The organism is Streptomyces atratus, assembly GCF_040655115.1.
Lineage (GTDB): Bacteria > Actinomycetota > Actinomycetes > Streptomycetales > Streptomycetaceae > Streptomyces > Streptomyces atratus_D.
The window spans coordinates 40283-62843 of record NZ_JBFAJH010000032.1; the positions used below are offsets into that span (position 1 = coordinate 40283).

The following is a 22561-nucleotide window of genomic DNA, read 5'->3' on the forward strand; positions in this document are numbered from 1 at the left end:
TCGGCCAGCTCGTTGACTGGGCCCAAGGCGGTATCCACCTCACTCTCTCCGGACCGTCTCCCGCCCCAAGGACGTCAGGGGGTTCGCCGTTGTGCCACGCCGTTGGAAGGTGGATCTCGGGCTGGATCTTGCACGCCCGTCGCAGCGTGAGGAAGTACGAGAGGCTGCCACGGCACGGCGAAGCCCATCTGACCTGTTCCCTCATCACTCCGATGGCCCGGCGCCGTCCTGATCCTCAGCAGTGCAAGAGGCCGCAGGGCGGCGAGGAGTAACGATGCCCCAAGGCTGAGAGCAGACGATTACCCCCTACGACGCCACGGCCGCATCTGACCGACTCCGATGAGGACCAGCCCGGAGAATACAAGAGCGTTCGCACCGAAGAAGCGCACCTCCCATGACGGGATCGGCGCGATTCCGAAGTAGAACAAGCCCTGTATCACACAGGACGCGCCCACGAGCAGCGCTCCGAGTCCATAGACCGAAGGCCGGGTGACTCTGCGGCCGATCCAGGGCAGCGTCCAACCCGTGCGCATTGACGCCGTGCCCAAGGCGATCAGCAGCAATCCCCCGAGCATCCCAGTTCCAACGACCCATGCCATGGGCCCCTCCTGACCACAGGCGTCCGTATCCGGTCCACGAGCCGCCCCACACCGCCGATCATCCAAGCAAACCAAGGCTGTGACCAGCCCTTCGCATGCTCTCTCACCGATCGTTTCAGAATGGGCTTCGGTGTCGTCTCAAGCAGATGATGCTGCAGGCGAGTTGGAGCATGCCGAGAGAGGTCGGCGCGTATCTCGTAGCGGGTCCGGAGTCGTTTGAACTGGTGGAGCCCGGATCGGTTTCCCACCAGTCGATTCCGCCCTTCATCGTCGTGTCCACGAACGCAACGAACAGACGGAGCTGGATGGCGAGTAGCTCGATGTCGAGCAGTCTCGATGTCACCAGCAGATCACGATGCCCGTGCCGAGAACGCGTTCGAGGATGTGGGCAGGATTGGTGGTCGGCGGCCCCGAAACGGGTAGCCCCCCTGCCTGAAGTCGACGTCAGTCACGGCGTCACCTCTGTCCTCTTTGCTTCCTGGAGGGGGTTACGTCCTCTTCCTCTCCTTCTTCCCCTTCCCCTTCCTCGTATTCGCCTTCGCCTTCGTCCTCGTCCTCGTCCTCGTCCTCAGGCTCGTCTTCGTCCTCGTAGTCTTCGTCCTCGTAGCCCCCGGGCTCGTCTTCGTCCTCGTAGTCCTCGTAGTTCTCGTCCCCGGGCTCCTCGCCTTCTGCGTCCTCCTGCTCAGCGGCTTCTTCTTCCATGGCGTCTTCGTGGGACACGACGACTTCACCGTCCCGGATTTCGCCGCGCCAGCCCTCGGGCTCTTCCTGGGTGAGGGTGACGTATCGCTGAAAGTGCTTGAAGTCGAGTCGCATTCGGCGTCCTTGGGCGCGCCATAGGTTGCCCGTCTTCTCGAAGAACCCGGACGGGTAGTACTCCACGACCAGGACGATTCGAGTCAGGCTGGGTGCCAGCTCATGGAAGCTGACCGCACCACGGGTAGTGCCCTTGGCGCCCTCGGATGTCCATACGATCCGGTCGTCGGGAATCTGTTCCTGGACAGTCGCTTTGAAGCTGCGCGAGGAAGGGCCGACTTTGACCTTCCAGTCGCTGGACATCTCGTCGCTCTTCGAGACGTCGCGAACGCCCTTCGCGAAGCTGCTGAACTGGTCGTACTGCGTCCAGTAGTCGTACGCGACACGCAGGGGCACTCCCACATCGAGAACCTCGATGATGTTCATGACTTTGCCGCCGCTCGACTTGCGTTTCCCCTTTCCGCCGCCGAACGCTTCCTTGACCTTCCCCACGACGTTGTCCTTGAGGCCCTTGGCTTTCTCCCCGACGAATGCCTTCAAGGGGGAGTCGCCCTGGAGAATACGGGAGCCGATCGCGGGAAGCGATCCGCTCTCGGCTACATCAGTCAGCTGCCCGGTGATACCGGTCAGTTTGTCGCCCGCTTTCTCGGCGAGCTTCTCCACCTGTGCACTGAGGAAGTTGGACGCCTCCTCGCGAAGCCGGTCCGCACCCGACTTTTCTGCCGTGGTCTGGTCTGTTTCCGTCCTGGTCATGACTGGCTACCTCCGACGATCGGCGCGCTTGGATGCTGCTCGCTTTGACGACGTCGTCTTCCGGGCGGCGGACTTCTTGGCCGGAGCAGTTTTCTTCGCAGCCGTCTTCTTAGGCGGAGCCGCCTTCCGGGCGGCGGACTTCCTGGCCGGAGCAGTTTTCTTCGCAGCCGTTTTCTTCGCAGCCGTCTTCTTCTCAGTCGCCTTCTTCGCCGGAGCCGTCTTCCGGGCCGTGGACTTCTTGGCCGTCCGAGACTTCTCTCGGTGGGCGGGAACGGCCTTCTTGCGTGCCGCGCCCCCTCCGGGCCGGGCCGATGGTCGAGAACTGCGGCGCGCCTTCGGCCGCGCCTCTTCCGGCTCTTCCTCTTCCTCTTCCTCTTCCTCGTATTCGCCTTCCGGTTGTTCCTCCTCTTCCTCAGCGTGGTCCTCTTCGTACTCGGCCTCCGGCTCTTCCTCTTCCGGTTCCTCCTCTTCCTCGTACTCCGCGCCTCCCTCTTCCGGCTCGTACTCCTCCTCCCCCTCTTCCTCCCCCTCTTCCCGCTTCTCATCGAGCCGGGCCGTGCGGTCGCTGAGGGCGTCGGCCAGCGAACTCATGCCCCGGTCGGCGGCGGCAGCCACTGCCTTACGACCCGCGTCGAAGACTTCCCCTTTCAGCTGCTCCTGCAGCTCGGCGAACTGGGGAATCTCTCCGAGTCTGCGCATCCCTTCGGCGGCAAGTTGTCGGGGTTCAAGGCCGAATCGTCTGCCTGCCAGATACGTCGCAATGGTCAGCGCCAGCCGGCCCTTCTTCGTCCGGCCCAACACATAGCCGCCCACTACTGCGGCCGCAAGGGTCACCTTGGCTGTGTCATCCATGATTGCGTCACTTTCGATCGTTCGGTGCGGGGCCGACCTGTGCAGCCTGCAACCGGTCGAGCAGCCTTTCCTCTTCCCGGTTCGAACTCCTCCGGGCCGATATCTCCTTCTGCAAGTTCCCGGTTCAGTACAGCCAGCTGGGCACGGAGCACTCCCGGGCGTACAGCCCGCGCTCGGCAACGTCGTTGAGCTTCTCCGCCCCGCAGATCACACCGCGGACCGGTGCGATGGGAAGCGTGAACAGTCCTGTGATCAGTCCTCCTCCGGCGGCCTGAACGTGAGTGCCTGCAGCGGTGACGAAGTTGCAACAGGGCAGCGGGCCCGCAAGACGCAGCGAGACGTGCGCGGTGCGCGCTTCCGAATCGCTCCGCCGCACTTCGGAAGCCGCCGCTTTCGCCGCGCGGCTGTCGTCGAGGATTTCCCACCGCGCGGCCGACGTTCTTCTGCCATGCATTCAAGTCTGATCGGTATGGGGCGCCTCGCACCTTGAGCGGAGACATCGGACGCACCTGCCAGGGTGGATAGGCCGTCGGGATCAACCGCCGCACGGGCGAGCGATGGCGTAACGACCACCACTCGCCCGGCAACGGCCGCAAGGCAGTTCCTCCCGGAACTCCTTCGGCCCCACACGTACCGTGTATGTGATCGACGATCCAAGTTCCGGCCAACGCCCGCTGCCCGGGGCGGAGTCGAAGGTCCCCACCACCCAGTCCGCGTAACGGCTCTCGTCCTCCGGAACCGCCCAGAGTACGGACGGTTCCCGGGCGATGAGCTGATGACGCACAGACATGTGTGCTCCCATCCGGGACACTGAATTCCCGACCCTGGTAGCGATCTGCGGACCGGCACCAATATCTGCATCGCGCCCGAGCACACCGAGATTCCACAGTCACCGCTGGACATCACATGGGCCGCGTGCGCAGGGAGCCGGAACAAGCAGTCCTACCAGTAATGCCGTCGACCGCCCACCGCATGCCCGACGGCACCCAGGATCCAAAGAACGATGCCGATCGCGACGAGCACGATACCGACGGTCCACAGGATCGATATGCCGGCCACCAGACCGATGACCAGCAGAATGACGCCGAGGATGATCATGGCGCCCTCCGTTCTCCCAGGTCATTTCAGTATGCGCCTCACACATACACACGGCGAGGCAGACTGTGCGAGGAGAGCGTCCACCAAACCGGGGAAAAGGCCTTGCCGCGAGGGCAGGCACATCCTGCGCTTCCGCCTGGCCGTCGTCATCGCCAGTGCGCTCGGCACCATGACGCAACCCATCAACTTCCGGCGATCATCCATCATCCTGAAAAGCGCGGTTCAAAGAGAAGGAAGTGGTGCCGCCATGCCGCGTCGCGTCGCCGCGCAGCGGCAGAGAGACGAAGGGCAGGCCCGATATCAAACAGCACAGCTGGTCACAGAAAGTGAACAAGATACGTCAGCAGGTCAATCCCGGTGCACGCAAAACGAACGGTGCGACCCTGATCAAGGAAGATGCGTCGATGACCAGCGACAACGTGATCGAGCCCGAGGAGGCTCAGGCGGCTGACCCGCAGTAGTCCACAGTCGCGGATCAGGAGTTGGTCGACGAGTTGGTGAGCCGAACTCAGACCGAGGGCGTTCCACTGAACCCGGATCCACCGGCTTGATTCCGGAGTGATCGTTTCGGGGTTGTCCTGGCGGTCGGCGAGATGATCTGGCTGTTCGGGCAGGGATTGTCTGCTGGCCTGTCCAGCTCTTCCACGTGTTCGGCGGTCTCGGGCCCTTGCGGGCGGGTGGTCAGGGCTTCTCAGGAGGTGGGTGGTGGCACGTGCACGAGGTCGAAGAGCTGGGTGAAGTCGTCGGCCCAGGGCCAGTGTTCGGGCAGGTGGAGGGTGCGGCGCCGGGCGAAGCGGGCCAGGCGGGCGGGCACGTTGATCAGGTGGTCGCGGATCGTTGCGGTGGTGGCCTTGGCGTGGAAAGCGGACGCCAGGGCGCCGGCGGCGCGGGTCGGATTGTGCGCGAGAGCGGCCAGCGCGAGCTGCTCCGTCTCCATGGGCGGCAGGATGCCGCAGCCGGACACCCGAAGGAAGAGAATTCCTGATGCAGTGTCAGATTCTTTGTGGCGCCAGGGGCCTCCGAGAGGGCAGGGGTGACAGTAATCTCTGCGGCGGCAGGAAGTTTCACCGTAGGACTGGATGACGAAAGTTACTTTCACCCGGTAGGAAGGGGTTCCGGATGACCGAGGACGCGACCGGCAGGGGGATCAGCCGACGCAGGCTGAGCGGTGGGATGCTCGCACTGGGCGGAGCACTCGCCCTCGCACCGATTCCCTTCGCGGAGACGGCGTCGGCCATGGAATCGGGGGCGGGATCGTCCGGAGCAGGCGTCGTGGACGCTTCGGATGTGGCTGCCGACGGGCGGCCGACGCTGCGGCGCGGTTCCGCCGCCCGCGCAGGGCTGTTGCAGGGACCGCTGGACCAACTGGTCGCCGAGGCGGAGCGGTTCCTCTCCGCGTCCCCCAAACACCCGTGGTACGCAGGCGCGGTGCTGCTCGCCGGGCGCGGTGGCACGGTGGCACTGCACCGGCCGATCGGGAAGGCGGTGCGGTACGCGGCGTACGACGCGAAAACCGACACCGGGGTGGAGTTCCCGGCGGACCAGCAGATCGCGATGGCCGAGGACACGGTCTTCGACCTGGCGTCGGTGTCGAAGCTCTTCACCTCGATCCTGGCCGTGCAGCAGATCGAGTGCGGGGCGCTGGAACTGGAGGCGAAAGTCGCCTCGTATCTGCCCGACTTCGCGGGTGCCGGCAAGCAGGACGTCACGATCCGTCAGCTGCTCACGCACACCTCGGGGTTCCGTGCCTGGATCCCGCTCTACAAGGAGCCGACCCGGGAGGGGAAGCTGCGGCTGCTGTGGAACGAGGTACCGGCCAATCCGCCGGGCACGGTGTATCTCTACTCCGACCTCAATCTCATCTCGCTGCAACTGGTCCTGGAGAAAATCACCGGACGGAGCCAGGATGTTCTGCTCCGCGAGGAGATCACGGCTCCGCTCGGGATGCACCGCACTCGTTACAACCCGCCCGCAGCGTGGAGGCCGAAGATCGCGGCCACCGAGGATGCCCGGCTGCCCTGGTCCGGGCTGGACCGCGGGCTGGTCTGGGGCGAGGTGCACGACGAGAACGCGTACAGCCTGGACGGTGTGGCGGGCCACGCCGGAGTCTTCTCCTGCGCCTGGGACCTCGCGGTCCTTGCCCGTACGCTGCTCAACGGTGGTGTCTACGGAGACGCGAGGATCCTCTCCGAGGAGTCGGTGGACCTCCTGTTCACCGACTTCAACACCGCGTTCCCGGGAGATGCTCACGGGCTCGGCTTCGAGCTCTACCAGCACTGGTACATGGGGGCGATGGCCACCCCGAGCACCGCCGGCCACACCGGATTCACCGGGACGAGCCTGGTCCTCGATCCGACGACCGACTCGTTCCTGATCGTGCTCGGCAACTCCGTTCATCCGGTGCGCACATGGCGCTCCGGCAGTGCGCCCCGGGTCGCCACCGCGAACCAGATGGCACGGGCGGTGGCGGTGCACCCCGCCCGGGGCCGTACCGCATGGTTCTCCGGCATGGCGAGCGCCGCCTCCGCCACGCTCGCGCTGCCCACGCTGCGTCCGGCGTCCTCGCGTGCCGCGCTGAGCTGCGCGGTGTGGTGGGACACCGAGCCGGGCTCCGACTTCCTCTTCCTGGAGGCCTCGTCGGACGCCGGGGCGACCTGGCAGCCGGTGCCCTTCACCACCGTACCGACGACGTCCGGCCCCCAGCGGCCGGATCCGGAACCGCATCCGGCGGGGTCCGTCTCCGGCTGGTCGGACCGGATCTGGCACCGTCTCGACGCGGACCTGGCCGCCTGGCGGGACAAGGAGCTGCGGCTGCGGTGGCGGTACACCACCGATCAGCTGTACGTCGGACGCGGGGCGTACGTGGACGGCATCCGGGTCGAGGACGACGGGCGAACGGTCTTCGACGACAACCGGTCGGGCGACGCGGGGCGCATCGAGGCCAACGGGTGGACAATGTCCGCGGACTGAGAACGGCTGCCGGCCGGTTCCGACCGGCCGGCAGCCGTCGGTTCGACGGGTTGGTTGCGCGTCAGGACGCCGGTAGGAGCAGATGGACGGCGAGCGCGGTGATCAGCACGGATGACGCCAGGGCGGTGACGAGCCGTCCCCGGCGGCCGGTCAGTACGCGACCGAGCAGCACTCCCCCGCCGACCAGCAGCAACTGCCAGCCGGCGGACGCGGCGAAGGCTGCGAGGACGAACACGGACTGTTCCAGTCGGTCCGGTTCGGCGGCGGTCGCCCGGCTGCCCAGCACCAGCGCCGTGAAGTAGACGACGGTGGTGGGGTTCAGCAGGGTCATCCCCGTCAGTCCCAGATAGGCGCGCGCGGGACCGATCGGGGTCCGGTCGGACCCGGAGACCGCATGCCGCTTGCGGTACTGGCCGATCGCGGTAGTGGCGCTCCGGAGCGCAAGTACGACGAGCACCAAGGCAGAGGCCCAGCGCAGCGGCAGGGCGAGCGGCTCGATGACACGGGTGAGTGAGGAGCCTCCGACGACCGCGATCAGCGCATAGAGGCCGTCGGCGGTCGCGACTCCGAGCGCGGCGGCGACGCCGGTCCTCAGGGAGGTCCGTGCGGTGAGAGCAACCAGATAGGTCGCGACCGCTCCGACCGGCATGGCAATACCGAAGCCGGCCAGCAGCCCCGCCACCAGGGCGGCGATCACGCGGGGAGGGGAATCGGCCTCCGTGGTCGGCCGGACTGCTGCTGGACCCGCACCGGTCGGGTGACAGGGGGCGGCGGCAGGAGGGCGGGCATCGAGTTCATGAGCAGATGGTGGGGCCGTGCGGGAGCGGGGGCAACACATTTTTTCGGGCGTGGGGTCGCATCGACATGGGTCTCCGTGCTGCGATCTGTTGATGTGGGGTCCAAGCCATCGACACCCTCGGCGCCGCGCTCGGCGGCCCGCCGAACACCAGGACCGCGCCGCAGAAAGTTTCCACGACCTGGAACGGCACCCCCAGCTGGGACACCAGCGGCAACGTCATGACCGTGAAACCGAACGGCAACGGCAGTCCGGCGGCGGGAGCGTCGACGACCTTCGGGTTCACCGTCATGACGAACGGGATCTCGTCGACGCCCCCATCGGCGCCTGCACAGCCTCCTGGGCACCCGTCACCGCTTGCCGCAGGGCGCGGCGTTCTCCGGATCGTCGCGCCTCGCTCTGTCCATTCCCGGCCGGCGCGGCTGCCCGGACCTCGCTGTTCCTCGCAGCCCGGCCCACTGTCGGGCTCAGGCGGGTGCGGAGGCAGGCACGGCAGCCGGCGCCGACGCCGTCGACTCCCGTACGACCAGGCGCGGCCGGATGAGCAGCGAGCGCCCGGCCACAGGCGCCGAGTCGATCCGGGCCCGCAGCTGCTGGAACGTCTCGGCGGCCATCTCCGGAAGCGGCTGGCGGACCGTCGTGAGTGGCGGTTCGAAGAGGTCGGCGAGCAGGATGTCGTCGAAGCCGACCACCGAGACGTCCTGTCCGGCGGTGCGCCCGGCGTCCTTCGCGCCCCGGCAGACCCCGATCGCGCACATGTCGTTGATGGCGACGAACGCGGTGGGCGGGCGCGGTCCGGACAGCAGCTCCCGGGCGGCGTTACGGCCCAGCTCGGCGGCGTCCTTGTCGCCGAACTCGGTGGTGTCGGCACCCGGCCAGACCACCGCGTCGGCCGGGTCGAGCCCTGCGGACTCCAGGGCCGCGCGGAAGCCGCGCAGCCGCTCACGACGGTTGACACTGTTGACCGAGCCGGAGACGAACGCGAGGCGCCGGTGGCCCAGTTCGATGAGATGACGCGTGGCGAGCTCGGCGCCCATCGCGTTGTCCACGCTGATGCTGGCCAGCGAGGACGGGTCACCCGCCTGAGCGGTGCGGTCGAAGGCGACCATCTTCAGACCGCGGCTGAGCAACGGCGCCACATGGTCGAGCGACGGCAGTGAGGAACAGAGCACCACTCCGCTCACCCCGTCGGCCAGCAGCTCCTCGCCGTACTTGAGTTCACGCGCCGGATCGCGCTCGCTGTTGCAGAGCAGCACGTGGTAGCCCTCGGCGAGCGCAACGGCCTCCAGCTCGCGGGCGAGCGCCCCCCAGAAGGGGTTGGCCACCGACGGCACGATCAGACCGATGACCTTGATCCGGCCGGTGCGCAGCATCCGTGCCGCACGGTTCGGCCGGTAGCTGAGCTGCTCGATCACCTGCTCCACGCGGGCCAGCGTGGCCGCCTGCATACGGTCCGTACGCCCGTTGAGGACGTTGGAGACCGTGCTCGCGGAGACCCCCGCAGCCTCCGCGACCTGATGGATCGTTACCCCGCTCATGCCACCTCCGGTTCGAAACGCGTCTGACCCTAACAGTGTATCGATTTACTGAACACTGTTGACCGGTACACCGGTTAACATCCCCGAAAATTCATGTGCATCAGCTGTTGACGTCCCTCTCGGAGCGTTCTTAGCATCAGTGCATCGATTTACCAGCGCTTCTCAGCCATGGCCGAGTTGTCATTGCTGGATCGATCCACAACCTCCACCTCAAAAGGGGTGTCCCATGGAACTCAAAAGACGGTCGCTGCTTGCTGCCATCGGTGCCGGCACCGCTGCCGCCGCCCTCAGTGGCTGCGGTACAGGCACTGCGGCGTCCGGCTCGGCCAACGGCCCCGCCGAAGGCGAGATCACGCTGCTCACCCCGATCTTCGAGGGTGCCGACGGCAAGACGCTGCTGGAGAAGGAGATCCTCGGCGGGTTCCGGAAGAAGTATCCGGACGTCAAGGTGAACGTGGACTACACGACGTACCTGCAGCTCAACGAGAAGATCACGACGGGTCTCGCGGGCGGCCTGCTCCCCGACGTGATGATGATGGGCGTGGGCTGGATCCCACCGTTCGCGGCAAAGAAGGCCATCGCCGAGCTGCCTGAGAAGTTCGCCACGGCGCACGACTACGAGAAGCGGGTCCTGGCGCCGTCCCGGTACGACGGCAGGCTGTACGCGTTGCCGATCGTCCTCGACACCCGCATCGTCGTCTACCGCAAGGACCACTTCGCCGCGGCCGGGATCCGGAAGACCCCGGCGAACTGGGCCGAACTACGCGCGGTGGCCAAGCAGTTGACCAAGGACGGCCGGATTGGATTCGACCCGTTCTCCATCGATCTGCGTCAGTGCTGGGAGACCTTCCTCTTCGCCAACGGCGGCCAGTTGTTCAGCGCGGACGGCAAGAAGGTGCTGTTCACCGACGCCCGTGGGGTCGAGGCGCTGCAGTTCTTCAAGGACCTCGTCAAGGACGGCTCCGCCGTCTACGCCAAGAAGACGGACCCCCTCGCCCCGACCAACGTACAGACCGGCAAGGCGTCGATGATGATGACGACCAGCGGGCTGTGGAAGCAGGTCGGGGACCAGGCACCGGACCTGATCAAGGACGACAAGCTCGGCGCGTTCATCCTCGCCAACCGCAAACCCGCGATGCTCCAGGGCGGCACCCTCGTCACCCAGTCCGCGAGTTCGAAGCACCCTGCGGCGGCCCGTGCGCTCGTCGAGTACCTCGCGACGCCCGAGTCGATCCTCGGTGCGGCCAGGCAGCGAGGATCGGTGCCCGGGCTGAAGGATCTCAGTGACTCCAGCTATGTGAAGGAGAACAAGTTCGTCGATCTCTCCCTGCAGAGCATGGGCGACGCGTGTTCGGAGGGCGGCACCGCTGCCTGGATGGAGATCCGCGAAAAGATCAAGCCCACGCTTGAGCCTGCCATCGTGGGCGGCCAGTCAGCGAAGGACGCCATCGCGGAACTCGGCCGGCTAGCCGAGGCCGCCATCGGCCGGATGTAAGGACCCGTCACTGTGGGAGCGACATCCGTATTGAAGGCGCGGCCCGCGCGGCCCGCGCGGCCCCCTTCCCCGACCGGGCACACGGTCGCGAAGAAGCGCACCGGCCGGGCACCCACCGGCCCGGGGCGCCGCAGGCAACGCGCCGGCATGCTCATGGTGGCGCCCGCGCTGCTGCACGCCTCGCTCTGGATCGGCCTGCCGGTCGTCGCGTCGGTGGTTCTGGCCTTCACGAAGTACGACGTGCTGACAGCGCCGCAGTTCGTGGGCCTGGACAACTTCCGGGAGCTGCTGGGCGATGCGGTCTTCCGCAAGTCCATCATCAACACCGTCGTCTACACCTTCTTCACCGTGCCGTTCGGCATGATGCTGGGGCTGCTCGTGGCCCTGGCGTTGCACACCGGGCTCAAGGCGCAAGGCATCTTCCGTACCGCGGTCTTCATTCCCCAGGTGACGGCCACCGTCGCGATCGCGCTGGTCTGGCTGTGGATCTACAACCCGGGCAATGGGCTGCTGAACGCACTCCTGTCGTTCGTCGGGATCGACGGTCCGGCCTGGCTCGCCTCTACCTCGTGGGCGATGCCGTCAGTGATCCTGGTCGGTATCTGGCAGGGCATCGGCATGAAGATGCTCATCTATCTGGCCGCGCTGCAGTCCCTGCCGAAGGAGCTGTACGAGGCGGCTTCGGTGGACGGCGCGTCCAAGGCGCGGCAGTTCTTCTCGATCACCCTGCCGCTGCTGAAGCCCGCGACGTTCTTCGTGCTCATCACGTCGATGATCACCGCGTTCCAGTCCTTCGACCAGATCTACATCCTTACCGACGGCGGCCCCGCCAACAGCACCACGATGATGACGTACGAGATCTACAAGTCCGCGTTCCGGGAATTCCGCGTCGGCTACGCCTGCGCGCAGTCACTGGTGCTGTTCGTTCTGCTGATGGGCTTCACCCTGGTCAACCGGCGGATCATGGGAGGCACCCGTGGCCACAACTGAGCTGCACAGGACGGGGATTGCGGACAAGGCCCGGCTCCGGACGAAGGGCAAACCACTCTCCGCCGGCCGGATCGCGCTCTATCTGACCCTGTCCGTCGTTTCGCTGCTGATGGTGGTGCCGTTCGTCTGGATGGTGTTCACCTCACTCAAGACGCCGGTCGAGATCGCCTCGCAGGATGCCGGACTCCTCCCGGAACACTGGGAGTTCGGGAACTATTTCGAAGCCCTGAAGGCGGCGCCGTTCGCGACGTACGCACGCAACAGCTTCGTCATCGCGTTCAGCCACACCCTCATCAATGTGGTGGTGGCGTCGATGGCCGGGTACGCACTGGCCCGGATCAGGTTCCGTGGCAGCGAGGTCATCTTCTACGCCTTCATCGCCGCGCTGGTGATCCCGACGTACACCAAGGTCCTGCCCGAGTTCCTGATCGTCCGCTTCATGCCGCTGGCCGGCGGGAACGACATCTTCGGCCAGGGCGGCAGCGGCTGGCTCGACTCCTGGTGGGCGCTCATCGTTCCCGGCGCCGTCACCCCCTTCGCCGTTTTCCTCTTCCGTCAGTTCTATCTGGACCTTCCGGTGGAGCTGGAGGAGGCGGCCAGGCTCGACGGTCTGGGCGAGTTCCGGATCTACGCCCGGATCATGACGCCGCAGGTCAAGCCAGCGCTCACCACCGTGGCGCTGCTGACCTTCGAGTCGTCGTGGAACAACTTCCTCTGGCCACTGCTGGTGACCCGTACGGACAGCCTGCGGGTGATCCAGGTCGGGCTCTCCGTCTTCAAGACGGAGAACGGCCCCCAGTGGCACTTCCTGATGGCCGGCACCACGCTGGCCACCCTTCCCATGGTCGTTCTCTTCCTCATCGGCCAGCGCTACTTCGTGCAGGGATTCGCAACTGCCGGTCTCAAGTGACCGGTTCCGGTCCGAAGCGGCCGGTTATCGAAAGGTCTTCACCTCATGTCTGCTGATCTCAACGGCTCCCGCGCACTGGTGACAGGGGCGGGCCACGGAATCGGCCGCGCCATCGCCGTCGCTCTCGCCGAGGCCGGCGCCGATGTCGCCGTGCACTACCACTCCTCCGCCGACGAGGCGGTGAAGACGGTTTCGGCGATCGAGGCGCTCGGCCGCAGGGCGAAGGCGTTCAAGGCCGATGTCACCGTGACCGGCGATGTGAACCGGCTCGTCGAGGAGGCGACCGGCTTCCTCGACGGCCTGGACATCCTCGTCTGCAACGCGGGCCATCTGATCGGCCGGGCCACAATCGCCGAGATGTCCGACGACCACTTCGACCAGGTGCTCTCCACCAATCTGACATCGACGTTCCGCACCGTGCGGGCCGCGCTGCCACATCTGACGCAGTCGTCGGCCGGGCGCATCATCACCATGTCGTCGCTGGCCGCGCACAACGGTGGCGGCCCCGGTTCGGTGGCGTACGCGGCGGCCAAGGCCGGTGTGCGCGGCTTCACCAAGGGGCTGGCCAAGGAGCTCGGCGGCACCGGGATCACGGTCAACACCGTGGCGCCCGGCTTCATCAAGGGCACCGCCTTCCACGACACGTTCACCACGCCCGAGGCGCAGCAGGCGATGGAGGCGGGCATCCCGGTGGGCCGGGCCGGCACGCCGGAGGATGTCGCCGCGGCCGTCGTCCACCTGGCGTCGCCGTCGTCCGGCTTCCTCACCGCCACCACGGTGGACATCGACGGTGGCGTATGGCCGCGTTGAGGCGGATCGCGCGGGAGCGGGGCGGCTGGTGGCACGCGTACGTCTGCCCTGCGCACGGGGTCGAACTCGATCACGGTGATCTGCTCTCCGGGGTCTTCCCGGCGGGCGGTGCGCGCTGTGCGTACGGCTGCCGGGTGGACGACGAGGCGGTGCGCGGCGCCTGGCTGGTGCTGTCGCACCAGGCGTGGGCGCGGCACCTGCGGGTGCTCGCCCACCGGGGCGAGCGGGCGGAGGCGGTGGCGCGGCTCGTCGAGTACGCCGGTCTGTACGCGGAGCTCACCACCGAGCGGCACGGCGAGGCGCAGACCTGGATGCTGCGCGGCCGGCTCTTCCACCAGGCGCTGACCGACGCCATCTGGGCGGTCAACATCGGGCACACCGTGATCACTCTCGCCGAAGACTCCATCGGCGACCTGGTCCGGGTACTGCCGCTGCTCGACGGCCTGGAGCGGGCGGCGCTGGATGCCCGGGACGTGCTGACCGGTCAGGGACATCTCGCCTCCAACTACACCGCGTGGCTCAACGCCGCCGGTGTGGCGGCGAGCCGGGGCGCCGCCGCGGCCCGTGGCCGGGAGTGGGACGGCGCCAAGCAGTGGCTGGAGGGCGAGCACGGGCTGTATGCGCATCTGCGGGTCGCGGTCGCCGATGACGGCTGGGAGTGGGAGGGCAGCACCTACTACCACGGGTTCGTGCTGCGGGCCGCGCTGCTGGCGCTGCGCTGCACCGACCCTGCGGCCGTTCCGTCCGATGTGGTGGACGTACTGGCCGGGATGACGGACGTACTGGCTGCGATCGCCACGCCTGGCGGCATCCTGCCGGCACTGCACGACGGCCCGTACCTGCGCGGTCCGCTCGCCCTGGAGTGGCTCGAACTGACCGCTCTGGCCCAGCAGCTGGTCCCCTCCCCCGTGCTCGACACGGTGGCCGCGCGGGCCCGCGCCGAACTCGGCGCGCAGGACGACGGGCTGGACCGCGAGCTGGGCGGCTGGTTCGCGGGACCACCGCTGCCGGAGCGGCCGGCGCCCGGTCCCGTCACGGTGTTCCCGACGGCCGGATACGCGGTGCTGCACCACGCGGGCATCCACGCGCTGCTGGACTTCGGTCCGCACGGCGGCTCGCACGGGCACCGCGACAAGCTGTCGCTCCACCTGTACGGGGACACCACGCCCTGGCAGCCCGACCCCGGTCAGGTTCCCTACGCACACGCCGAGTTCCGTGATCTGTTCGCGTCGACCGAGGCGCACCCCGCGTTCCGGGTGGACGGCGCCGAACAGGCCGAGTGCGCCGGGCGGTTGCTCGGCTCCGACAGCTCGTCCGTCGCGGCCGAGGTGACGGCGGCGTACCAGGGTGTGCGTGCGGTACGGCGGGTCGCGCTCGGCGACAGCTATCTGGTCGATCTGCTGACCGTGGGCGCCGAGGACGCGCGGCGGTTCACCGCGCAGCTGCGTCCCGGTGTCGCGCTGGACATCCAGCTCCGGGCCGCGGGTCCGGTGCGCACCACGTGGTACGGCGACGAGACCCTGCACGGCTGGCACACCCACACACCGGGGCGGACGGTGCGCCCGGTCACCCGGCCCGGCCCTGGTCCGGCCGACGATCCGCAGCGCACGCGTACCCGGGTCGACTTCACCGCGGAGTCGGACCGGATCACCTTCGCGTCGGTGTATCAGGCGGCGTCGGCGGGCCCTGCCGTGACCGATGTACAGCTGGACGGTGACGGGGTGCTGACGGTCGCGCTGGCCGACGGCGGCACCGCACGGTTCCGTACGGAGGACTGACCCTTGTTGCTCTCGGCGACCCCGCCGCCCGGCCCGCGTCCCGCGCAGGAGGTGCGCTTGTACGAGGAGGCCGCCCGCCACCGCGGGCTGACCCCGCCCCGTACGCATCCCCTGGCCAGCATCACCTGGCTGGGTCCCGCCGCTTCCAACCCGGCGCTGGCCTACCGGGTCGGCGGCGACCGGGCCCATCTGGCGGAGAGCCGTCGCTGGATCGAGGCGGCGGTGCTGCTGCCGCACTGGGGCAAGGCCCATATGCCGGACCACGATCTGGACGCCGGCTGGCTGCTGCATCATCTGTCGCTCACCTACCGGTGGATCGGTGACGATCTGCCGGACGGGGTGCGGGCGCTGCTGCGGTACAAGCTGTTGCTCCAGGGGCGGCGGATGTACGAGTTCGCGGTGGCGAGCGAGGGCGGCTGGTGGTCGTCGTCGTACTGGCAGAACCACAACTGGATCTGCTACGCGGGGCTCGCGACGGCCGGCTATGTGCTGGGCAAGGAGGAGTGGACCGAGCGCGCCAAGGACAATCTCGGTACGGTCCTCGATCTGATGCCGGAGGACGGTTCGCACGCCGAGGGCGTCGTCTACTGGCGCTACGGTGTGCCGTTCCTGGCGATCCAACTGGACCTCCTCCGCGAGGCGGAGGGCATCGACTGGTGGGACCGCGGTGGTTTCCTCTCCCGTACGTTCCGCTACCGGCTGCACCAGACCGCCCCCGGCTTCGCCCGCAATGTCGACCACGGCGACTGCCACGACCGGCGCAGCGGGCACAGCGCGGGTCTGTACTACCGCCTCGCTGCCCAGTACGGCATCCCGGAGGCGCAGTGGATGGGCGATCTGGCGTCGGGCGAACTCCTGTGGAAGGAGTCGTCGGAGAGCGGGGTGCGGCCGGGGATCCTGCCGGAGGCGTACCTCGAATACCTCTGGTACGACCCGTCCGTCCCGGCCACACGGCCCACCGGGACCAGGGCGTTCTTCCCGGATCTGGGGCTGCTCGCGGCACGTACGGGATGGGACGACAACGCCACGCTCGTCTCGTTCAAGGCGAGTCCGGGCGGCGGTCACAAGGCGTGGGAGACCTCCGCGAAGCACCGGGCCGAGCGGGGCTGGGAGACGCTCAACCAGGGGCACCACCACCCCGACTCGGGTTCGTTCGTGCTGGTCTCGCAGGGCGAGTTCCTCGCCGTGGACGAGGGGTACAGCAACCGGAAGCGGGCCGCGCACCACAACCTGCTGCTGGTGGACGGGCAGGGTTACGCGGACGAGGACCGGTACGACGTCTACCAGGGCATCCCGTTCGACCGGCAGGCACGGCAGCGCGATGTGCTCCTCGACGACGACTGCGGCTGGGCCCACGCCACCGCGGAGATCGCCGCGATGTACGACCCGGAGCTCAGGGTGCGGCGGCTCGACCGGACATTGGTGTTCACCCCGTCGGGGCGGCTGGTGCTCCTGGACCTTGCCGAGGCGGATACGGAGCGGGAGTGGACGTTCCTGCTCCAGACCGACCGGCCGACCGAGCCGCAGCCGGACGGTACACGGCTGATCCGGTCCGGCGCCGCCGTGGCCCGCATGGGGCAGTTCGCGCCCCACGACGCATCGGTCACCTCGGACGTCGCCGAGGTGGAGGCCAATCCGACGTCCAGCACACCGGAGCTGCGTCTCACCCGCACGCTGCACACCCTGCGCTCGACGACCGCGCGGGCGGTCTCCGGGCTGTTTCTCACCACGATCACGCCCGGTGCGTCCGGCCCGGGCGAGCACGCCGCGTGCGTGGAGGGACACGGAGTCGCCTTCCACGGCGAAACGGTGCTGCTCTCCCCCGTCGCCCGCCGGATCCGTACCGCCGACGTCGTTGCCGACGCCGCCGCCGTGCTGCTCGGCGACGGTGACAGCGCCCCGTACGTGGTCGCGGCCACGCGGCTGCGGCTGAACGGCGGGGTGCTCCTCGATGTCGCGGAGCCGTACACAGGAAAGGTCGGCTGATCATGCGGGCAACCCTCTCGCCCCGGAAGCCACGGGCCGGCGCCCTGTCCGGCCGGCCGACACTGCTGCGCCGGCTGGAGTTCGTGGCCTACCCGGCCACCGCCGGGGCCGCGTTCGCCGTGCTGTCGCTCGGCGTCGTGACGTGGCTGCCCGCGCTCGCCGCGATGGGACACGCTCTCCAGCGGTGGCGCGCGGAGGACGACAGCCACTGCTTCACCAACGCGTTCACCGCATTCCCGCAGTACTGGCGCGCGCTGTGGCGGCACTCCCTGGCGTCCACCGCCGCGGCGCTCGTCCTCGCGGCCAACATCGTCCATCTGCTGGGCCGTTCGGAGCCCTGGACGTTCGTGGTGCTCGCCGCACAGATGGGCATCGCGGCGGCCGCGGTCATCCACCATGTGGCGCTGGCAGCCGAGGCGGGCCGTTCGCCCGGCAGAACCGTTCGCACCTGGTCGCGGGGTGCGCTGGTGCTCGGCTTCGGATCCGCCGCCCGTGGCACCGCACTGCTCGGCGCGGTGGTCTCCGCCGTGCTGCTCTCCCTCGTCGTACCGCTGGGGCCGCTGCTTCTCGGCCCGAGCATTCCCGTACTGCTCGCTCTGTCCTTCGCCGATCCCAGGAGGCACACCCCATGAGCCGTGTCCTACGCACCACTCTCGTCGCCGCGCTTGCCTCGGCGGCTCCGTTCGCCTGCCCGCCGCGGTCCGTCGCGGCCCGGGCGGCGACCGCGTGACCGGCCGGGGACCCGCGAGGCGCGGGGTACTGACAGCAGCGGCGGCAGGGCTCGCCACGGCCGCCGCGACGGCGCCGGGTGCGCAGGCCGCCGAGGCGCCGAGGAAGGGCGCGGGCAGGTCGCGCTGGACGACGTCCTGGGCGACCGCGCAGACCGTGCCGACCGCCACCGACACCGTGGCGAGCGCCGGACTGACCGACGGGACGTTCACCGCCACCGTGCGGCTGTCGGCCGGCGGACAGGTCCGGCTGCGGTACGGGCACGCGTTCGGCACCGTACCCATCCTGATCGGCCCGGTGACGGCGGGCGGGCAGCCGGTGACGTTCGGCGGACGGAGGCAGGCGTGGGTCGCCGCGGGCGCCTCACTGACGAGCGATCCGGTCGCCGGTCTCCGTACCACCGAAGCCGCCCGGCCAGACCGACCCGGCACTCGTCCTGGCCGGCTACCGACAGCTCGCCCTGCGCGCCCGGAACGCCGGGCTGCGGGTCGTCGGCGCGACCATCACCCCGTTCGAGGGCTGGACCCGCTGGACGCCCGAGCTCGAAACGGTCCGGCTGCGGATCAACGCGGCCGTGCGCACGGGCCGGGTCTTCGACGCCGTCGCCGACTTCGACGCCGCGGTCCGCGACCCGGACCGCCCCTCGCGGATGCTGCCCGCGCAGGACAGCGGCGACGGACTGCACCCCAACCGTTCCTGGGCAGTGAGCAGGAGTGAGTCCTGGCTCACCGGCACGCCCCGAACGGTCTTGGGCGCACTGGTCCTCCGCTTTCGCGTCCCGGTCGGCGACGCATATCCCGTATGCGGTCCGTCCCAGGCGGGCGGAATCCCTACGACCTGGCCATATGGGTGTGGCCAGAGGCGACGGGGAGGCCCCGAACCATCTCGCTGGTGACACGGGGGCCCCGACTGCTGACACCACACCCGGCGTCCCAGATCGCACCGAGAACGCTACGCACACCCCGCCGGGCATACCCGCAGCTCGTCACACCGTTCACCCCATCGTGTCCATGTTCGCCACAACGATGTGCTTGCCCAGCAGTTGTGAACCCCTCCGGCCATGCGGCGCTCGCCGCGGCCGTCGACCGCCGACACCTCCTGTGAGGGCCGCATCATGAACCGAGGCACCACCCGACGCACCGTTCTCACGGGAGCGGCGGCGCTCGGCGCAGCCGCCGCGCTGCCCCTGACCCCGGCCACGGGTACGGCACACGCCGCGGAAGCCGCCGACGGCGCCGCCGCGCTCCGCGCCCGCTGGCACACCCTGCTCACCGGCGGCCCCGGACTCGACCTCACGGACTCGCAAATCGCGGCGACGGTGGCCCGGATCGGCAAGGCCGCGACCACCTCCGCCAAGGGCCTCGACCCGACCCGACCCGACGGTCTGTTCCCCGATCTGACCAGCACCACGCTCTCCAACCACGTCACCACGTCGTTCAAGCGCCTCGCCACGGTCGCGACCGCGTGGGCCGTCCCCGGAACCCCCCAGTACGGCGACCCCGCACTGCGTGATCTGCTGCTGGCCGGCATCGACTGGATGCTGACGAACCGCTACGGCCCCGGGCACACCAGGTTCGACAACGACTGGGACTGGGAGATCGGCTCCGCGCTCGCCCTCAACGACGCGACCGTCCTGCTGTACGACGCGCTCGGCACGGAACGGCTGACCCTCATCACCACGGCAGTCCGGCACTACACGCCCGACCCCAATCTGTGGCGGGCCGACCGGCAGATCGCGACCGGTGCCAACCGGGTGTGGATCTCCACCGTCGTCGCTGTCAACGCGGTGCTGCGCGACAACGGCGACGATCTCCTCCGCGTCCGTGACGCCCTGTCGGACGTCGAGGGTTCGGGCGCCAACAGTGTGCTGGCGTTCAACGACACCAACGTGGCCGCGGAGGGAACCGGCGAGGGGTTCTACTCCGACGGCTCGTTCCTCCAGCACTACAAGCACCCGTACAACGGTGGCTACGGCAAGGAACTCCTGAGCAACCTCTCCCGGCTGCTGAACCTGCTCGGCGGTACGGCATGGACGGTCACCGACCCCGATCTCGACAACGTCCGGCACTGGGTCGACGACGGTTTCGACCCGCTCATCGCCCGCGGCGATGTGATCGCGTCCGTGTGCGGGCGCGAGATCGCCCGCCCCAGCAAGCAGGGCCACGTCTCGGCGCAGACGGTCATCGAAGCGGTGGTGCGGCTGATTCCGAGCTTTCCCGGAGAGACCGCCGACCGGTTCACCGCCCTGGTCAAGCAGTGGATCGCCGAGGACACCTACCGGGACTTCCTCGCCGCGACCGACCTGGCGACGCTCGTCGCCGCCCGGCAGATCATCGCCTCACCCGTCCCCGCGCGCGGCCCGCTGGTCGCCCACAAGCAGCACCCGCGGATGGACAAGGCGGCCCACCACCGGCCCTCGTTCGCACTCGGCATCTCGGCGTACTCGACGAGGATCTACAACTACGAGTCCATCCAGAACGAGAACCTGCACGCCTGGCACCTGTCCGACGGCATGGTCCTGCTCTACACCGACGACCTCGGGCACTACAGCGAGGACTACTGGCCGACCGTCGACCCGGCCCGGCTGCCCGGCACCACCGTCCTCGCCGGCCGCCCCGCCGACGGGGCCGGCCAGCGCACCACCAGCACGGCCGACTGGGCGGGCGGCGCGGCGCTGCCCGGAACGACGCTCGGTGCGTACGGCATGGAACTGCGCGCGTTCGGGAGTTCGCTGCACGGCCTCAAGAGCTGGTTCTGCCTGGACGACGTGATCGCCTGCGTCGGCTCCGGCATCACCGCCGACGCGGGCACCGCCGAGACGGTCGTGGAGAACCGGAAGCTGCGCGACCCACGGGCGGCCCTCCTCGTCAACGGCACGGCCGTACCCGCCGACGCGGGCTGGTCGGACCGGCTCGACAGGGTCCGCTGGCTGCACCTCGCCGGAACCGGCGGCTACATCTTCCCCGAGCCCGCCCAGGTCAATGGCGTGCGTGAGGACCGCACCGCGACCTGGCGCCAGATCAACCTCAAGTACGGCACCGACACCCCTGTCACCCGCCCGTATCTGACGCTGTGGCAGGACCACGGAGCCGCGCCGGACGGGGCCGGCTACTTCTGGCTTCAGGCGCCCGCCGCATCCGCCGAACGCACCAGACTGTGGTCGGCCGCGCCGCCGGTGAAGCTGGTCGCCGACTCCACGGCCGTGCACGCGGTACGCCGCTGCGCGGACGGCCTGTTCGCGGCGAACTTCTGGACCGCGGGCACCGCACAGGAGCTCACCTCGGACGGGCCGGCGTCGGTGCTGGTGCGGCCCGAGGGCAAGACGGTGACGGTGTCGCTGTCCGATCCCACCCAGCTGAGGTCCGGTGTCGTGCTGGATCTCGACCGGCGCGGTCTGACCGTCGTCTCCGCCGATCCCGGAGTGAACGCCGCGTCGACGGCCAAGGGCATCCGGATCACGGCCGACACCGCTGAACGCCACGGCGCAACCCTCACCCTCACCCTGAAGAGGAGCTAGACGCTTGTTGTTCGACATGCCCCTGGAGCGGCTGCGCGAGTACCGGCCGGAGCCGGAGGAACCCGCGGACTTCGACGCCTTCTGGGCGAAGACGCTCACCGAGACGGCCCGCCACGACCTGGACGCCGAGTTCGTCCCGTACGACGCCGGGTTCGCGACCGTCGACGTGGTCGACGTGACGTTCCGCGGCTGGGGCGGGCAGTCGGTGAAGGCGTGGCTGATGCTGCCGCGCGTCCGTTCGGGCCCGCTGCCCGCCGTGGTGCAGTACATCGGCTACAACGGCGGCCGGGGCATCCCGTACTCCTGGCTGACCTGGAGCGCCCTCGGGTACGCGCATCTGATCATGGACAACCGGGGACAGGGCGGAGGTGGCAAGAACACCGCGGACACCCCGGACATCGGCCCCGACGGCCACGGCTCCTCGTCCCCCGGCTTCCTGACCCGCGGCATCGAGGATCCGTACCGGCACTACTATCGGCGGCTGATCACCGACGCGGTGCGGGCCGTCGACGCGGCGAAGGCCCATGAGGCCGTGGACGCCTCCCGGGTCGCGGTGCTCGGCGGCAGCCAGGGCGGCGGACTCGCCCTCGCCGTCGCCGGGCTGCGGGACGACGTGGTGGCGGCTGTCGCCGATGTGCCGTTCCTCTGCCACTACCGGCGCGCCTCGCAGATCACGGACGCGGGCCCGTACGCGGAGATCGCCCGCTGGCTGTCCGGGCACCGCTTCCGGATCGACGAGGCGATGGAGACGCTGTCCTACTTCGACGGGGTCAACTTCGCGGCACGGGCGACCGCTCCGGCGTGGTTCTCGGTCGGGCTGATGGACAAGATCTGCCCGTCGTCGACAGTGTTCGCCGCCTACCACCGCTATGCGGGCCCGGCCGAGATCGAGGTGTTCACGTACAACGGGCACGAGGGCGGCGCGGAATACGACCTGCCGCGCAAGCTCGGCGCACTGCGCGGCGTCCTCGGTCCGTAGGTACG

At 68.8% G+C, this 22561-nt stretch carries 18 protein-coding genes and 2 pseudogenes; 12 read left to right on the top strand and 8 right to left on the bottom strand.

From position 1 onward, the window contains the following. Positions 1–819 precede the first annotated feature (819 nt). From gvpJ to AB0I23_RS27725, 5 genes and pseudogenes are all read right to left on the bottom strand, one after another. A pseudogene (gvpJ, locus tag AB0I23_RS27705) lies at positions 820–1051 on the bottom strand (gas vesicle protein GvpJ); the annotation flags it as partial. A gap of 4 nt (positions 1052–1055) precedes the next feature. After that, the gene (locus tag AB0I23_RS27710; protein WP_359113230.1) at positions 1056–2108 is read right to left on the bottom strand and encodes an SRPBCC family protein; all 1053 of its coding nucleotides are present in this window, start codon (positions 2106–2108) and stop codon (positions 1056–1058) included. A 6-nt stretch (positions 2109–2114) separates the two neighbouring features. Further along, positions 2115–2960: a histone protein gene (locus AB0I23_RS27715; protein WP_359113232.1), complete on the bottom strand. Its 846-nt coding sequence runs from the start codon at positions 2958–2960 to the stop codon at positions 2115–2117. A gap of 124 nt (positions 2961–3084) precedes the next feature. Continuing rightward, complete coding sequence (locus AB0I23_RS27720; RefSeq protein ID WP_359113234.1) at positions 3085–3414, bottom strand: hypothetical protein; 330 nt, start codon at positions 3412–3414, stop codon at positions 3085–3087. Between the two features lie 488 nt (positions 3415–3902). Beyond that, positions 3903–4058: a DUF6131 family protein gene (locus tag AB0I23_RS27725; protein WP_359113236.1), complete on the bottom strand. Its 156-nt coding sequence runs from the start codon at positions 4056–4058 to the stop codon at positions 3903–3905. 326 nt (positions 4059–4384) lie between these two features. Here AB0I23_RS27725 and AB0I23_RS27730 point away from each other — a divergent pair, with 326 nt between their 5' ends. Further along, a complete protein-coding gene (locus AB0I23_RS27730) occupies positions 4385–4519 on the top strand; it encodes a hypothetical protein (protein ID WP_359113238.1) in 135 nt (44 codons plus the stop codon). 230 nt (positions 4520–4749) lie between these two features. On the opposite strand, the gene AB0I23_RS27735 is transcribed toward AB0I23_RS27730, so the two are convergent. Further along, entirely contained in the window at positions 4750–4995 is a 246-nt protein-coding gene (locus AB0I23_RS27735; RefSeq protein WP_359113240.1) for a hypothetical protein, read from the bottom strand. A gap of 182 nt (positions 4996–5177) precedes the next feature. Here AB0I23_RS27735 and AB0I23_RS27740 point away from each other — a divergent pair, with 182 nt between their 5' ends. Further along, entirely contained in the window at positions 5178–7028 is a 1851-nt protein-coding gene (locus AB0I23_RS27740) for a serine hydrolase (protein ID WP_359113242.1), read from the top strand. Positions 7029–7089: 61 nt separating this feature from the next. Here AB0I23_RS27740 and AB0I23_RS27745 read toward each other — a convergent pair whose 3' ends face one another. Continuing rightward, positions 7090–7725, bottom strand: a complete 636-nt coding sequence (locus AB0I23_RS27745; RefSeq protein WP_359113244.1) for a LysE/ArgO family amino acid transporter — start codon at positions 7723–7725, stop codon at positions 7090–7092. Between the two features lie 248 nt (positions 7726–7973). On the opposite strand from AB0I23_RS27745, the pseudogene AB0I23_RS27750 reads away from it, so the two are divergent. Further along, a pseudogene (locus AB0I23_RS27750) lies at positions 7974–8164 on the top strand (endo-1,4-beta-xylanase); the annotation flags it as partial. Between the two features lie 127 nt (positions 8165–8291). Here the strand turns inward: AB0I23_RS27750 and AB0I23_RS27755 are convergent. After that, positions 8292–9362, bottom strand: a complete 1071-nt coding sequence (locus AB0I23_RS27755; RefSeq protein ID WP_359113245.1) for a LacI family DNA-binding transcriptional regulator — start codon at positions 9360–9362, stop codon at positions 8292–8294. 226 nt (positions 9363–9588) lie between these two features. Here AB0I23_RS27755 and AB0I23_RS27760 point away from each other — a divergent pair, with 226 nt between their 5' ends. From AB0I23_RS27760 to AB0I23_RS27800, 9 genes are all read left to right on the top strand, one after another. Next, the gene (locus AB0I23_RS27760) at positions 9589–10857 is read left to right on the top strand and encodes an ABC transporter substrate-binding protein (protein ID WP_359113247.1); all 1269 of its coding nucleotides are present in this window, start codon (positions 9589–9591) and stop codon (positions 10855–10857) included. Between the two features lie 12 nt (positions 10858–10869). Then, on the top strand, positions 10870–11847 hold the full coding sequence (locus AB0I23_RS27765; RefSeq protein WP_359113249.1) for a carbohydrate ABC transporter permease: 978 nt from the start codon (positions 10870–10872) through the stop codon (positions 11845–11847). Next, positions 11834–12757: a carbohydrate ABC transporter permease gene (locus tag AB0I23_RS27770; protein WP_359113251.1), complete on the top strand. Its 924-nt coding sequence runs from the start codon at positions 11834–11836 to the stop codon at positions 12755–12757. The genes AB0I23_RS27765 and AB0I23_RS27770 overlap by 14 nt, the downstream gene beginning before the upstream one ends. Positions 12758–12802: 45 nt before the next feature. Then, positions 12803–13567: an SDR family NAD(P)-dependent oxidoreductase gene (locus AB0I23_RS27775; RefSeq protein ID WP_359113253.1), complete on the top strand. Its 765-nt coding sequence runs from the start codon at positions 12803–12805 to the stop codon at positions 13565–13567. Next, positions 13555–15345: a heparinase II/III domain-containing protein gene (locus AB0I23_RS27780; protein ID WP_359113255.1), complete on the top strand. Its 1791-nt coding sequence runs from the start codon at positions 13555–13557 to the stop codon at positions 15343–15345. The genes AB0I23_RS27775 and AB0I23_RS27780 overlap by 13 nt, the downstream gene beginning before the upstream one ends. Before the next feature lie 51 nt (positions 15346–15396). Further along, complete coding sequence (locus AB0I23_RS27785) at positions 15397–17331, top strand: hypothetical protein (RefSeq protein ID WP_359113304.1); 1935 nt, start codon at positions 15397–15399, stop codon at positions 17329–17331. Positions 17332–17333: 2 nt separating this feature from the next. Then, positions 17334–17963 carry a DUF624 domain-containing protein gene (locus AB0I23_RS27790; protein ID WP_359113256.1) on the top strand — a complete coding sequence of 210 codons (630 nt, stop codon included), beginning with the start codon at positions 17334–17336 and terminating at the stop codon, positions 17961–17963. 1211 nt (positions 17964–19174) lie between these two features. After that, on the top strand, positions 19175–21577 hold the full coding sequence (locus tag AB0I23_RS27795) for a polysaccharide lyase 8 family protein (RefSeq protein ID WP_359113257.1): 2403 nt from the start codon (positions 19175–19177) through the stop codon (positions 21575–21577). 4 nt (positions 21578–21581) lie between these two features. Beyond that, positions 21582–22556 carry an acetylxylan esterase gene (locus AB0I23_RS27800; RefSeq protein ID WP_359113259.1) on the top strand — a complete coding sequence of 325 codons (975 nt, stop codon included), beginning with the start codon at positions 21582–21584 and terminating at the stop codon, positions 22554–22556. Positions 22557–22561: the final 5 nt, after the last annotated feature.

Bases quoted from the DNA above. Each gene is read 5' to 3' on its own strand.
- AB0I23_RS27780 (WP_359113255.1), top strand. From the start codon at position 13,555: ATGGCCGCGTTGAGGCGGATCGCGCGGGAGCGGGGCGGCTGGTGGCAC.
- AB0I23_RS27775 (WP_359113253.1), top strand. From the start codon at position 12,803: ATGTCTGCTGATCTCAACGGCTCCCGCGCACTGGTGACAGGGGCGGGC.
- AB0I23_RS27710 (WP_359113230.1), bottom strand. From the start codon at position 2,108: ATGACCAGGACGGAAACAGACCAGACCACGGCAGAAAAGTCGGGTGCG.
- AB0I23_RS27735 (WP_359113240.1), bottom strand. From the start codon at position 4,995: ATGGAGACGGAGCAGCTCGCGCTGGCCGCTCTCGCGCACAATCCGACC.
- AB0I23_RS27740 (WP_359113242.1), top strand. From the start codon at position 5,178: ATGACCGAGGACGCGACCGGCAGGGGGATCAGCCGACGCAGGCTGAGC.
- AB0I23_RS27760 (WP_359113247.1), top strand. From the start codon at position 9,589: ATGGAACTCAAAAGACGGTCGCTGCTTGCTGCCATCGGTGCCGGCACC.
- AB0I23_RS27755 (WP_359113245.1), bottom strand. From the start codon at position 9,362: ATGAGCGGGGTAACGATCCATCAGGTCGCGGAGGCTGCGGGGGTCTCC.
- AB0I23_RS27790 (WP_359113256.1), top strand. From the start codon at position 17,334: ATGCGGGCAACCCTCTCGCCCCGGAAGCCACGGGCCGGCGCCCTGTCC.
- AB0I23_RS27720 (WP_359113234.1), bottom strand. From the start codon at position 3,414: ATGCATGGCAGAAGAACGTCGGCCGCGCGGTGGGAAATCCTCGACGAC.
- AB0I23_RS27725 (WP_359113236.1), bottom strand. From the start codon at position 4,058: ATGATCATCCTCGGCGTCATTCTGCTGGTCATCGGTCTGGTGGCCGGC.
- AB0I23_RS27795 (WP_359113257.1), top strand. From the start codon at position 19,175: ATGAACCGAGGCACCACCCGACGCACCGTTCTCACGGGAGCGGCGGCG.
- AB0I23_RS27715 (WP_359113232.1), bottom strand. From the start codon at position 2,960: ATGGATGACACAGCCAAGGTGACCCTTGCGGCCGCAGTAGTGGGCGGC.